Consider the following 13,118-nt stretch of genomic DNA (forward strand, 5'->3'; position numbering starts at 1 on the left):
GCAATACTTCCACGCCGCAGCCGCTGGATGGTCCCTCAGAGATCTGTGCATGCACTAGTGCTTTCGCAGGGACGACGGAGAGAGGGGGCCGCTAACGCGTCTTGCCGCCGAATTCGCCGCTGGCAATCCGCGCCACGCGGCTGCCGGATGCGGCCGGTGGGCTGCTTCGTTCAAACATGCCGTCGCCGCCGCTCTCGCGCGGCAAGGACGACGCTTCACCGACATGACCGCTGCCGGGCCAGAACGTCAGGACGAGGTTCATCACGCCATTGACGACTGTGCCGACCACCGTTGCGGTGTGCTGATAGGTCAGCGCGTATTCGGGAAATCGTCCGGCAATGACCCTGTCGAGCACCATGAGGGCGATCCATGCCGCCATCACGCAGACCGGATCCCATCCGATGTCACGCACCCGCATCGACTGCAGCATGAAGTAGACGACGAGCATGCCATAGAAGGAAAAGATCAAGGCGGGGCTGCTCGCAGCCTGCGCCAGCAGCACGTCCATCCTGCCGCTCGCCGGTGCGTTGCCGGTGATGCCGTAGACCAGCATCAGAAAGCCGAGGCCGGTCACGAAGCTGCAGAAGAAGAAGGCCAACCGGCCCATCCGGACATTGAAGCCGAAGATGTAATTCAGCATGTGACGCACCCCTTTGGCGGCAGCGTCGCCCGGTGATGCTTTCCGGACCATGAAGTCCGCGGGCGCGTGCAGGGCTGTGGTTTCCGGCTGCTTTACCGGATCGTTAAAGCCTGCTGCACTGCGCGCCGGTGCCGTTGGCGGGAGCCGGGGCCTGCGACAATCGTTGCCCGCGCAACCGGCATTATATTTCTTGCCATGGCCGAATTGGACGAATTATGATGCACGGTGCTGGGGTATGCGCCGAAGGTTCTAATCGAGGGCCGTCGGTTCATGCTTGCTGCACACTTGCGATATCGCGCACAAAATACGTCACAGAACGGCGCGCGCAAAGCGTGACTCCGGGGCGCCTGATCGAGCCTCGTGGGATCTTTGGTTGAGGAGGGGAGTGAATATGAAAAAGGCATTTTGGCTGGCAGGCGCCATGGCTCTGGCGCTCGCGCAGCCTGCGACGGCGGCTGACAGCGTCAAGATAGGCTTTGTCTCGACCTTCAGCGGTCCGACCGCCGTGATCGGCAACGACATGCGCAACTCGTTCGAGCTCGCGCTCGACCATCTCGGCCGCAAGATCGACGGCAAGCCGGTCGAGGTGATCTATGAGGACGACCAGCAGAAGCCTGATGTCGGCAAGCAGAAGACCGAGAAGCTGGTGCAGTCCGACAAGGTCGATTTCATCGTCGGCTACATCTGGTCGAACGTGCTGCTGGCGTCGCTGAAGACCGCGGTCGATTCCAAGACCTTCCTGATCTCCGCCAATGCCGGTCCGTCGCAACTCGCCGGCGAACTGTGCTCGCCTTATGTGTTCTCGACCTCCTGGCAGAACGACCAGACGCCCGCCGCGATGGGCCTCTACATGAACCAGAAGGGCGTCAAGTCGGTGTTCCTGATCGGCCCGAACTACGCCGCCGGCAAGGACATGCTCGCGGGCGTGAAGAGCACCTTCAAGGGCGAGGTGGTCGGCGAGGAATACACGGTGTGGCCGAGCCAGCTCGACTTCTCCGCCGAGCTGACCAAGGCGCGCAACTCGAAGGCCGAGTCGATCTTCGTGTTCTATCCCGGTGCGGCCGGCGTCCAGTTCCTGAACCAGTACGCCCAGGCCGGCATCAAGGCGCAGATCCCGCTCTATACCGCCTTCACCGTCGACGAATTGTCGCTGCCGCTGCAGAAGGACAACGCGATCGGCATTCCCGGTGCGCAGGAATGGGTCAACGACCTGCCGAACGCCGAGAACAAGAAGTTCGTCGAGGACTATCACAAGAAGTATCCCGGCCTGCGCCCGACCTATTACGGCGCCCAGGCCTATGACGCCGCCCAGCTGATCAACAGCGCCGTCATCGCGGTGAAGGGCGACCTCACCAAGAAGGACGCGATGAAGGCCGAGATGGAGAAGGCCAACTTCAAGTCGCTGCGCGGCCCGTTCAAGTACGGCAACAACCACATCCCGATCCAGAACTTCTATCTGCAGGACGTGGTCAAGGACGCCGACGGCCAGCTCTCGCTGAAGACGGTCGCGACCATCGTCAAGGACGACCAGGACAAATTCCACGACAAGTGTTCGATGAAGTGATTGCTAGGCAATTCTGGCCTGTGGCTTGCTTTCTGTTCACCTCGCCCCGCTTGCGGGGAGAGCATAGGCCGCCTCCGGCGGCCGTTCTTGAAGAAGGACGCCGAAGCGAAGCTTCGGCTATGCGGGAAGCGATCGGGTGAGGGGGACTCTCCGCGAATCCGCTCGTGGAGACTGCCCCTCACCCCAACCCTCTCCCCGCAAGGGCGGGGCGAGGGAGAACGCGCAGCGTGCAATGCGCGGACACCCCATCCCGCTTCGCTCAAGGTGACGTAGCCTCACGATGTATCTCGTCGTCGAACAACTGCTGAACGGCCTGCAATTCGGCCTGCTGCTGTTCCTGCTGGCAGCTGGCCTCACGCTGGTGTTCGGCATCATGGATTTCGTCAACCTGGCGCACGGCTCGCTCTACATGATGGGCGCCTATTTCGCGGCGACCTTCGTGGCCAAGACCGACAGCTTCGTGCTCGGCACGCTGCTGGCGCTCGGCGCCACGCTGCTGCTCGGCATTGTGCTGGAATATGTCGCGCTCAGGCATCTCTATGGCCGCGACCATCTCGACCAGGTGCTCGCGACGTTCGGCCTGATCCTGTTCTTCAACGATGCCGTGCGGTTGATCTGGGGCCCGGCCGGGCTCGCGCTGCCGCTGCCGGCCTGGCTCACCGTGCCGGTGCAGATCATTCCGGGCGTCTATTATCCGGCCTACCGCCTGACGATCATCGTGGTCGCGCTGGCGGTTGCCGCGATGCTCTATCTCGTGGTGATGCGCACCCGCGTCGGCATGCTGATCCGCGCCGGCGCTTCCAATCGCGAGATGATCGGGGCGCTCGGCATCAACATCAAGCTGCTGTTCACGCTGGTGTTCGGCTTGGGGGCCGCGCTCGCCGGCCTCGCCGGGCTGATGCAGGCGCCGATCCTCACCGTGCAGATCGGCATGGGGGAGAACATCCTGATCCTCGCCTTCGTCATCATCGTGATCGGCGGCATCGGCTCGATCCGCGGTGCCTTCATGGCCGCGCTCTTCGTCGGCATCATCGACACCATGGGCCGCGCCTTCCTGCCGGACCTGCTGCGCAAGGTGCTGAGCGGGGCGGCGGCTTCCACCGCGGCGCCGGCGCTGTCCTCAATGCTGATCTACCTCCTGATGGCCATCATCCTTGTGCTGCGGCCTGAGGGGCTGTTCCCGGCGGCTAAACGATGAAGCCCAAGCTCAACGCCTCCAATGCGGTTGCGGCGCTGATGTGCGCCGCGCTCATTCTGCTGCCGGTCTATTCGGCGGCGACAGGCAATATCTTCATCCTCACGCTGTTCACCCGCATCGTGATCTTTGCGCTCGCCGCCGCGAGCCTCAATCTGATCATGGGCTATGGCGGCATGATGAGCTTTGGCCATGCCGCCTATCTCGGCATCGGCGGCTATGCCGTCGGCATCCTCGCCGCCGAGGGCATCGGCTCCGGCTTCATCCAGTGGCCGGTAGCGCTCGTGGTCTCGGCGCTGTTTGCGCTGCTGATCGGCTCGCTCAGCCTGCGCACCCGCGGCGTCTATTTCATCATGATCACGCTGGCCTTTGCGCAGATGGCCTATTACGTCGCCTCCGCGCTGTCGCGCTACGGCGGCGACGACGGCCTCACCGTCTACAAGCGCAGCGATTTCGCCGGACTGATCAATCTGTCCGACCGCACGCAGTTCTATTATCTCTGCCTCGGTTGCCTGTTCGGCGGCCTCTATCTGATCTGGCGCATCGTCAATTCGCGCTTCGGTCTCGTGGTGCAGGGCGTCCGCTCCAACGAGCAGCGCATGCAGGCGATCGGCTTCCACGCCAACCGCTATCGCCTGGTCTGTTTCGTCATATCGGGCACGATTTGCGGCCTGGCCGGCGCGCTGCTCGCCAACAACACCGACTTCGTCAGCCCCGCGGTGATGTATTGGACCCGCTCCGGCGACCTGATGGTGATGGTGATCCTGGGCGGCATGGGCTCGCTGTTCGGCCCCGTCATCGGCGCGATCGTCTATCTGCTGCTCGAGGAGCTGCTGTCGCAGTTCACCGAGTTCTCTGGCCTGATCCTCGGCCCGGTTTTGCTCCTGATCGTGCTGTTCGCGCGCGGCGGCATCATGGGCCTGCTCGGGAGGATGAGCCGTGGCTGAACCCTTGCTGCGCGTCGACAATCTGGTCCGCCGCTATGGCGGCATCACCGCGACGGATAACCTCTCGATGGAGGTGGTGCCCGGCGAGCTGCACGCCATCATCGGCCCCAACGGCGCCGGCAAGACCACGCTGATCAGCCAGCTCACCGGGCAGGTGATGCCGAATTCCGGCACGATCACCTTCGCCGGCCGCGACGTCACCAGCCTGCCGTCCTACAAGCGCTCCAGGCTCGGGCTAGCGCGCTCGTTCCAGATCACCTCGCTGCTGAAGGATTTCTCGGCGATCGACAATGTCGCGCTGGCGGCGCAGGCGCATGACGGCCACTCGTTCCGCTTCTGGGGCAACGCGCGCAAGGAGCGGCATCTGCGCGACACCGCCCGCGCGGCGCTGGAGCGTGTCGGCCTCGGCAAGCGCGCCGATATCGTGGTCTCGCAACTGAGCCATGGCGAGCAGCGCGAGCTCGAGCTTGCCGTCGCGCTCGCGACCAAGCCGCAGCTGCTGCTGCTGGACGAACCGATGGCCGGGCTCGGCGTCACCGAGTCGGCGCGCATGGTCGCGCTGCTCAGGGAGTTGCGCAAGGAAGTCACCATCGTGCTGGTCGAGCACGACATGGAGGCGGTGTTCGCGCTGGCCGACCGCATCACCGTGCTGGTCTATGGCCGCGTCATCGCCTGCGGTGTGCCGGATGCGATCCGCAGGGATGAAGAGGTCAAGCGCGCCTATCTCGGCGAGCAGCATGCGGTGACGCGTCATGACTGAAACCTTGCTCGAAGTCGATGGGATCGAGACCTGCTACGGGTTAAGCCAGGTGCTATTCGGCCTGTCATTGCAGATCAGGTCGGGCGAGATGGTCGCGCTGATGGGCCGCAATGGCATGGGCAAGACCACGACGATCCGCTCCATCATGGGCCTGACGCCCGCGCGATCAGGCGCCATCCGCTTCGCCGGTGAGGCGGTGCGCGGCCTGCCATCCTACAGAATTGCAAAACTCGGCATCGGCCTGGTGCCGGAAGGCCGCCAGATCTTTCCGAACCTCACGGTGCGTGAAAATCTCGTCGCGGCCTCCGGCAATCGGCTCGGCGCGTCCGATCCGTGGACCATCGACAAGATCCACGCGCTGTTTCCGCGGCTCGCCGAACGCACCAGCAATATGGGTGTCACGCTGTCCGGCGGCGAGCAGCAGATGCTCGCGATCGGCCGCGCGCTGATGACTAATCCAAAACTCCTGATCCTCGACGAGGCGACGGAAGGCCTCGCGCCCTTGATCCGCGACGAGATCTGGAGCTGCCTGTCGATGCTGAAGGGACGCGGACAGTCGGTGCTGGTGATCGACAAGAACGTCGGCAATCTCGCCCGTATCGCCGACCGCCACTACATCATCGAGCGCGGCAAGACGGTGTGGAGCGGGACGAGCGAGCAGCTGGTGGCGGAGCCGGATCTGCAGCACAAATATCTGGGGATTTGAGGCGGGACCAACGCGTCAATTCCAGCTCCGTCACACCGAGGAGCGCGTAGCGCGTCTCGAAGGGTCGACGGCCCGGCCGGTGGCCGTGCATCCTTCGAGGCTCGCTCCGCTCGCACCTCAGGATGACGGATTACGAGATCAAAGCACCTCAAACTACTTGCGGTGCTCCCAGCAACTCATCAACGCGCTGCCGCGCACAAACCGATACCCGTCATCCTGAGGAGCCTGCGTAGCAGGCGTCTCGGCCCGGCTGGTGGCCGTGCATCCTTGGAGACGCGCGAAGACGCGCTCCTCCAGCGACGAAGGCGAAGCCTTCGCGCGGGGATGACGGGACTAAAGCGGGATGAGTTTCGGTTGAATCGGCTTGGCGCGGTCTTGGTTCACCTCTCCCCGTCGGGGAGAGGTCGGATTGCGCTTGGCGATGCGAAGCATCGTCCAGTGCAATCCGGGTGAGGGCTCTTGCTCTCTCGATAGACCGTCACCCCTCACCCGATTTGCTGTGCAAATCGACCTCTCCCAAGGGAGAGGTGAACTTTCGACGCCGTTCCAGCTCAACCTAATCTCATCAGGCTCATCAGGCTTTAGCAGTCAAAACATCTCGAAATATTCGCGCTGCTCCCAGTCCGAGACCTCGGCCTGGAAGCGCTCGATCTCCGCGTTCTTGATGAACACGTAATAGTCCACAAACTCGGGTCCCAACGCCCCGCGGAAGAACGGGTCGTCGTTGAGCGCGAACACGGCTTCGCGCAGCGATTTCGGCAGCAGTGCGGCCTTGGTCTCGTAGGGCGTGTCGGCGGACGGGCCGGGATCGAGCTTGCGGTCGACGCCGTCGAGGCCGGAGAGGATCTGGCTCGCCATGTAGAGATAGGGGTTGGCGGCCGGCTCGCCGATCCGGTTCTCCAGCCGCGTCGCAGGATCATTCGTGCCGCCGAGCACGCGGATCATGACGCCGCGGTTGTCGCGGCCCCAGATCGCGCGGTCCGGCGCCAGCGAATAGGAGCGGTAGCGCTTGTAGCCGTTGATGGTCGGCGTCGTGAACACAGTCGAGGCCCGTGCGTGCTCGATCAGGCCCGCGAGCCAGGCGCGGCCGAGCGGGCTCAAGGCTTCGCCGGTCTCCTTGGCCATGAAGACGTTCTCGCCGCTTGCGCGCGACACCAGCGATTGGTGCAAATGCCAGCCGCTTGCGAACACGTTCGGCAGTTTCGGCCGGCACATGAAGGTCGCGTGATAGCCGTGGCGGCGCGCGATCTGCTTCACCGCCGAGCGAAACAACACCATGATGTCGGCGGGGGCGAGCCCTGTGGTCGGCGCGAAGGTGAATTCGCACTGGCTCGGGCCGAACTCGACCTCGACCGTGCGCAAGGGCAGGTCGAGCGCGATGATGTCGCGGCGGATGACCTCGAGCGCCGGCTCCATCTGGTCGTATCGCTGCTCGGTGAGGTACTGATAGCCGTGCGACAGCAGGCTGACCGACGGCGGCCGTCCGGGCTGGCCGGCATCCTCTGGCGCCATGTGGGCGTCGTCGAGCTTGAACAGATGGAATTCGACCTCGAGCCCGGCGACGAAATCGTAGCCGCGGCTTCCGAGCTGATCGAGCACCTTGCGATAGAGATTGCGGGTCGCGAACGGCACCGGCCGTCCGTCGCTGAAATAGAGGTCGCACAGCAGCCAGCCGGTGTTTTGCGCCCAGGGCAGCACGCGGAACGTGGTGGGGTCGGCGACCATCAGCACATCGGCCGCGCCCTCCATCTCCTTCATGCCGAAGCCGCCGCCAGCGGTGAACACCGGAAACACCGTCTTGTGCGAGGTGTCCTTGGCGAGCATCGTCGTGGTGATCGAGCAGCCGCCTTCCAGCGAGCGCACCGCTTCGCTGGCGATCAGCGTCTTGCCGCGCAATATGCCGTGCTGGTCGGGAAACGACAGCCTGACGACCTCGAGGTTCTTCTCCGCGACGATGCGGCGGAGGCGCTGTGCGGCCTCCTTCTGCTGATCCGACCACAGGCCATGACGCTCGACGAAGCTCAAGGTGTCACTCCTTCGCATCTCCCTCGCCCCGCTCTTTGCGGGGAGAGGGTCGGGGTGAGGGGCTCTCTCCACCACCTCGATTTGTCGATGGACCTGTACCCCCTCACCCGGATCGCATCTGTCGACGCGAGGTGAAGGATGCTGTGGTGCGCGACCGAAGCCATCATCACTCCGCCGCCGTCAGATGCTGCACCTTGCCCGCGATCTCGCGCGGCACCGGCGCGGCCCACGGCGCGCCGCGGCGGCGCTTGACGTCGACTTCCATCCAGTAGAGCTCCCAGCCGAGCGTCGGCCCGATGCCGTCCATCGTCGCCGGGCCCTGGATGCTGCGCGCCGAGGCCTCGTCGAGGAATAGCATCGGCTTCTCGCCGCCGCCGACCTTCTCGATCTCCTGCCGCAGCAGGCGGCGATACTGCACGATCGCCTTGTCGCTCTGGCCGAGATGCTCGTTGGTGCGGTCCTGGATCGCGCCCATCGATTCCACCGCCCACTGGTCGTGGACGTTGATGTCGGTGCCCATGCCGGTATAGGTCTCGGTCGCCTGCTCGTGCGGATCGAAGCCGTAATCGTTGCTGCGGTTCTTGCGCGACTTGTAGTCGGGCAGCGTGTAGAGCTCGAGCCGCTGGTCGCGCATCTTCTGCTTGTCGACCGGCGCCGCGTAGCTGGTGAAGATCGCGTACCAGTAGCAGTTCTCGTCATCGACCGGCACGTGCCACTGGGTGATCGTCATCTCGGTCGACATCGGGATCACGAAGCCGTGCGGGAACAGCTGGTTGGTGACGCGGACATGGGTGCGGTCGCCATCGAGCTGGCGCAGCGCGATCAGGCGCAGGCCGTATTCGGTGTGCTCGACATTGATGATCGGCCGATCATATTCGCGCAGGATTTTCGTCATCGGCATGTCGCTGCCGGCCGAGGCGCCGCGGAATTGCTTGCCGTAGGCCGCTGACGTGTCCTCGTCCTCGAAGAAGCGATGCAGGAAGGAGGCGTGCGCGGGATCGATGCCGACCTCGAGTGCCTGCAGCCAGTTGCAGTTCATGTGGCCCTTGAATGCGAACGTGTGGCTGCTGGGCGCGACGAAGCAGTCGAGCTCCGGAAAGGCCGGCGGGGCGCCTTCGCCGAGATAGGCCCACAGGATGCCGCTCTTCTCCACCACCGGATAGGAGCGCTGCTTGATGCCCTTGCAGAGCTGCGAGCCGGCCGGTTCGGCCGGCGTCTCGATGCACTGGCCTGATGTGTCGAACAGCCAGCCATGAAAGGCGCAGCGCAGGCCGCCGTTCTCGAGCCGGCCGAAGGCGAGGTCGGCGCCGCGATGCGCGCAGTGGCGATCGATCAGGCCGTAGCTGCCGTCCTCGCCGCGGAACAGCACCAGGTTTTCGCCGAGCAGGCGCACCGGCCGAACCGGACGCGGCCCTTCAAGCTCGTCGACCAGCGCCGCCGGCTGCCAGTAACTCCGCATCAGTCTGCCGCAAGGGTCCTTACGGCCGGTGCGGGTGATCAGATCGTTCGCTTCCTGGCTCATCATGGCGGCGTCTCCCGGATTTGGATTTGTTCGCCTATTGAACGAATGTGCGAATTATGCCATGTCTGGTTCGTACAGCAAGCGCAATTTTTGAACCGTTCAAAGCCGCCACCCATGCCCAAGCTGAAACGGACCGACCAGGACGAGCGCGCCACCGACTTCGTCGAGGCACTCGATCGTGGCCTGCGCCTGTTGCAGGTGTTCGGCACCGTCACCGGGCCGGCAACGCTGAGCGATCTCGCGCGCGCTGCCGATTTGCCGCGCGCCACCGCGCGCCGCATCCTGTTCACGCTGGCGCATGGCGGTTTTGTCGCCACCGACGGCAAGCTGTTCACGCTGACGCCGCACGTGCTGACGCTGGCGGGCTCGTTCCTGCAATCCAACCAGGTGGTGACGGTATTGCAGCCGGTGCTCGATCGCATCGCGACTGCGGCGCAGGAGATTGCTTCGCTTGCGCTGCTCGATGGCGACGACGTGGTGTTCGTCGCGCGCTCGAGCCCGACGCGGGTGTTCTCCGCCGGTCTCGACATCGGCTACCGGCTGCCGGCGTTCTGCACCTCGGTCGGCCGCGCGATGCTCGGCCGGCTCGATGATGCCGAGCTCGCGGCGCGGCTGAAAGCGATGCGCCGTGAAGCCGTGACGCCGCAGACCGTGACTGATCCGAAGAAGCTGCTTGCGACGATCATCGCCGATCGCGCGCAGGGCTATTCACTGGTCGACCGCGAGGCCGAGCCGCATTTCCGCTCCATCTCGGTGCCGGTGCACCGCTATGACGGCACCATCGTCGCCGCCATCAACATGGGCGCCCATGTCGATCGGGTGCCGGCCAAGGAATTGATCGACCGCTTCCTGCCGCTGCTGCGCGAAGGGGCGGAGGATGTGAAGAGCCGGCTGTTGTGACGGCCTTCCCACGTCGTCATTGCGAGGAGCGATAGCGACGAAGCAATCCATGCATTCGCGCGTGTGGAAGGATGGATTGCTTCGCTTCGCTCGCAATGACGGGGATAGCTTGCGCGTAAGGCTACAGCGCCACGCTGCGCAGCCCGAAACTGCGCGCCTCGTTCTGCAACACCGGCCGCACCGAATCGATCAGCCGCGCGGCGGCGGCATCGACCGAGAGCCCGGCGGTGTCGACCACTGCCGATGCGCGAGCATAGAGTGGTTCGCGGCTGACCAAAATGTTACGCAATTCGGCCATCGCCGAGCGGTCGTCGGCCATCGGGCGCAGGTCGCCCTGGCGGCGGACGCGGGCCATGTGCTCTTCCGGCTCGGCCTTCAGCCAGATCGTGTAGAACGACGACAGGATCAGATCGAAGGTCAAAGCCTCGGAGACGATGCCGCCGCCGGTCGCCAGCACCATCAATTCCTTGCGCGCCAGCAATTGCGTCAGCGCGGCCTGCTCCATGCGGCGAAAGCCTTCCTGGCCGTATAGCGCGATGATCTCGGCGACAGAGAGGCCGTTCTGCGCCTCGATCTCCTTGTTGAGCTCGACGAAGCTCCAGCCGATCTTCTTCGCCAACATCCGCCCCAGCGTGGTCTTGCCGGCGCCGCGCAGGCCGATCAGCGCGATGCCGGAGAACGAGGCGCGGCGCGGCGCCAGCGGGCTGCTGCCGGCGAGCATGTCCTTGGCCTGCGCGATCTGGTTCGGTGAGGCCTTGCGCAGGAGATCGCGGATCACGGCCCAGTCGGGAACGGGCTCGCTGGACGGGATCAGGTCCTCGAGATGCGCGCCCATCGCGCCTGCGACACGGCGCAGCAGCACGATCGAGACATTGCCTTTGCCGCTTTCGAGTTGGGCGATGTAGCGTTCGGAAATGCCGGAGACCTTGGCGAGCACCTTGCGCGACATGCCGCGCAGGGCGCGCATCGTGCGCACCCGCTGGCCGAGCTGTTCGAGGAAGTCGGTTTCCGGATCGTTGGCTGCGGTCATGATCCCTGTGCGACGCGCGGTCCTGACTGAATCAGGTCCAATGGTTTAGGAAACATAGTGCCGATAAGGATTGACAGCAAGCCAAGCTGGTGGCTTTGTATGAATTATAATTCTTAAATTCACAGGAGAGGGAAGCGTGGCGCGTCTGGGTCCCAAGAAAGGTCCAAGGAGCGGGGCATGACTTACAACGCGGTCTCCTGGCTGCTCGACCGCAACGTCGACGAAGGCCGCGGCGATAAGGTCGTGTTCGACGATACGGTGTCGCAGATCACCTATGGCCAGTTGCAGCAGCAGACCCGGCGGGTCGGCAACATGTTGCGCCGGCTCGGCGTCCGCCGCGAAGAGCGGGTTGCCATGATCATGCTGGATACGGTCGATTTCCCGATCGTGTTCCTCGGCGCGATCCGCGCCGGCGTGGTGCCGGTGCCGCTCAACACGCTGCTGACCGCGGAGCAATACGCCTACATCCTCAGTGATTGCCGCGCGCGCGTGCTGTTCATCTCCGAGGCGCTGCTGCCGGTCGTGAAGGACGTCATCGCGCGCATGCCCGACCTCGAGCATGTCGTGGTCTCCGGCCAGGATGCACATGGCCACAAGAAACTGTCTGACGAAATCGCGCGCGAGAGCGATGTGTTCGCGACCGCGCCGACCCATGCCGACGAGCCGGCATTCTGGCTCTATTCGTCGGGCTCGACCGGCATGCCGAAGGGCGTGCGGCATCTGCATTCCAACCTCGCCGCGACAGCGGAGACCTATGCGAAACAGGTGCTCGGCATCCGCGAGGATGACGTCGGCCTGTCGGCGGCAAAACTGTTCTTCGCCTATGGGCTTGGCAATGCGCTGACCTTCCCGATGTCGGTCGGCGCCAGCACGGTGCTCAACTCCGAGCGGCCGACGCCGGCGCTGATGTTCGCGCTGATGAACAAGTATCACCCGAGCATCTTCTTCGGCGTGCCGACCCTGTTCGCGGCAATGCTGAACGACGAGGCGACCAAGGCGCAGTCCTGCGGCAATCGCCTGCGCGTCTGCACATCCGCCGGTGAAGCGCTGCCGGAATCGGTCGGCAATGCCTGGCGCGCGCGGTTCGGCGTCGACATTCTCGACGGCGTCGGCTCGACCGAGCTGTTGCACATCTTCCTGTCGAATGCGCCCGGCGACATCAGATACGGCTCCTCCGGCCGTCCGGTGCCCGGCTACAAGGTGCGGCTGGTCAACGAGGCTGGTGCCGACGTCGCGGACGGAGAGATCGGCGAGCTCCTGGTCGACGCGCCTTCGGCCGGCGAGAGTTACTGGAATCAGCGCGCCAAGAGCCGCGCCACTTTCGAGGGCGCCTGGACCCGCACCGGCGACAAATACACCCGCGATGCGGACGGCCGTTACACCTTCTGCGGCCGTGCCGACGACATGTTCAAGGTCTCGGGCATCTGGGTCTCGCCGTTCGAGGTGGAGAGCGCGCTGATCACCCATCCTGCAGTGCTGGAAGCAGCCGTCGTGCCGGAGGCCGATCCGGAAGGGCTGTTGAAGCCGAAGGCCTATGTGGTGCTGCGCCCCGAGAGTTCGGCCGAAGGCCTGCACGAGGCGCTGAAGGAGCACGTCAAGCAGAAGATCGGTCCGTGGAAATATCCGCGCTGGATCGATGTCGTCGACAATCTGCCGAAGACGGCGACGGGTAAGATCCAGCGGTTCAAGTTGCGGGATGGTGAAGGCGCAAAGCACTGAGGCGTCCAGTGAGCAGCTGTGTGCGTAGGCGTTCCCGTGAGGTGAGTACCCTGGACAGGCTCCCTCCCCCCTTGCGGGGGAGGGTTGGGGAGAGGGGTAAGCCCCGGGCG

The 13,118-nt window shown here is 64.5% G+C and carries 11 protein-coding genes; 7 read left to right on the top strand and 4 right to left on the bottom strand.

Translation table 11 applies throughout. The features are described from left to right. Window positions 1-91: 91 nt before the first annotated feature. Window positions 92-640 (bottom strand): hypothetical protein, encoded by a 549-nt coding sequence (locus tag QDT69_RS35720; RefSeq protein ID WP_279711154.1) that lies wholly within the window; start codon window positions 638-640, stop codon window positions 92-94. Between the two features lie 391 nt (window positions 641-1,031). On the opposite strand from QDT69_RS35720, the gene QDT69_RS35725 reads away from it, so the two are divergent. The 5 genes from QDT69_RS35725 (at window position 1,032) to QDT69_RS35745 (ending at window position 5,812) form a co-directional block, all read left to right on the top strand. After that, window positions 1,032-2,204, top strand: a complete 1,173-nt coding sequence (locus QDT69_RS35725) for an ABC transporter substrate-binding protein (RefSeq protein ID WP_279711155.1) — start codon at window positions 1,032-1,034, stop codon at window positions 2,202-2,204. Between the two features lie 280 nt (window positions 2,205-2,484). Next, the gene (locus QDT69_RS35730) at window positions 2,485-3,402 is read left to right on the top strand and encodes a branched-chain amino acid ABC transporter permease (RefSeq protein WP_279711156.1); all 918 of its coding nucleotides are present in this window, start codon (window positions 2,485-2,487) and stop codon (window positions 3,400-3,402) included. After that, entirely contained in the window at window positions 3,399-4,346 is a 948-nt protein-coding gene (locus QDT69_RS35735; protein WP_279711157.1) for a branched-chain amino acid ABC transporter permease, read from the top strand. The genes QDT69_RS35730 and QDT69_RS35735 overlap by 4 nt, the downstream gene beginning before the upstream one ends. Continuing rightward, entirely contained in the window at window positions 4,339-5,106 is a 768-nt protein-coding gene (locus QDT69_RS35740) for an ABC transporter ATP-binding protein (protein ID WP_279711159.1), read from the top strand. Before QDT69_RS35735 ends, QDT69_RS35740 begins: the two co-directional genes overlap by 8 nt. Then, window positions 5,099-5,812: an ABC transporter ATP-binding protein gene (locus QDT69_RS35745; protein ID WP_279711161.1), complete on the top strand. Its 714-nt coding sequence runs from the start codon at window positions 5,099-5,101 to the stop codon at window positions 5,810-5,812. The genes QDT69_RS35740 and QDT69_RS35745 overlap by 8 nt, the downstream gene beginning before the upstream one ends. A gap of 588 nt (window positions 5,813-6,400) precedes the next feature. On the opposite strand, the gene QDT69_RS35750 is transcribed toward QDT69_RS35745, so the two are convergent. Both QDT69_RS35750 and QDT69_RS35755 read right to left on the bottom strand, forming a co-directional pair. After that, window positions 6,401-7,837: a glutamine synthetase family protein gene (locus QDT69_RS35750; protein ID WP_279711195.1), complete on the bottom strand. Its 1,437-nt coding sequence runs from the start codon at window positions 7,835-7,837 to the stop codon at window positions 6,401-6,403. A gap of 166 nt (window positions 7,838-8,003) precedes the next feature. Next, on the bottom strand, window positions 8,004-9,362 hold the full coding sequence (locus tag QDT69_RS35755; RefSeq protein ID WP_279711163.1) for an aromatic ring-hydroxylating dioxygenase subunit alpha: 1,359 nt from the start codon (window positions 9,360-9,362) through the stop codon (window positions 8,004-8,006). Window positions 9,363-9,473: 111 nt separating this feature from the next. Between QDT69_RS35755 and QDT69_RS35760 the strand changes: the two genes are divergently transcribed. Further along, on the top strand, window positions 9,474-10,259 hold the full coding sequence (locus QDT69_RS35760; protein ID WP_279711164.1) for an IclR family transcriptional regulator C-terminal domain-containing protein: 786 nt from the start codon (window positions 9,474-9,476) through the stop codon (window positions 10,257-10,259). A 121-nt stretch (window positions 10,260-10,380) separates the two neighbouring features. Here the strand turns inward: QDT69_RS35760 and QDT69_RS35765 are convergent, their stop codons facing one another. Continuing rightward, window positions 10,381-11,292: a helix-turn-helix transcriptional regulator gene (locus QDT69_RS35765; protein WP_225163424.1), complete on the bottom strand. Its 912-nt coding sequence runs from the start codon at window positions 11,290-11,292 to the stop codon at window positions 10,381-10,383. A 174-nt stretch (window positions 11,293-11,466) separates the two neighbouring features. Between QDT69_RS35765 and QDT69_RS35770 the strand changes: the two genes are divergently transcribed. Continuing rightward, complete coding sequence (locus QDT69_RS35770) at window positions 11,467-13,008, top strand: benzoate-CoA ligase family protein (RefSeq protein ID WP_279711165.1); 1,542 nt, start codon at window positions 11,467-11,469, stop codon at window positions 13,006-13,008. Window positions 13,009-13,118: the final 110 nt, after the last annotated feature.

Source organism: Bradyrhizobium sp. CER78 (assembly GCF_029846235.1).
Lineage (GTDB): Bacteria > Pseudomonadota > Alphaproteobacteria > Rhizobiales > Xanthobacteraceae > Bradyrhizobium.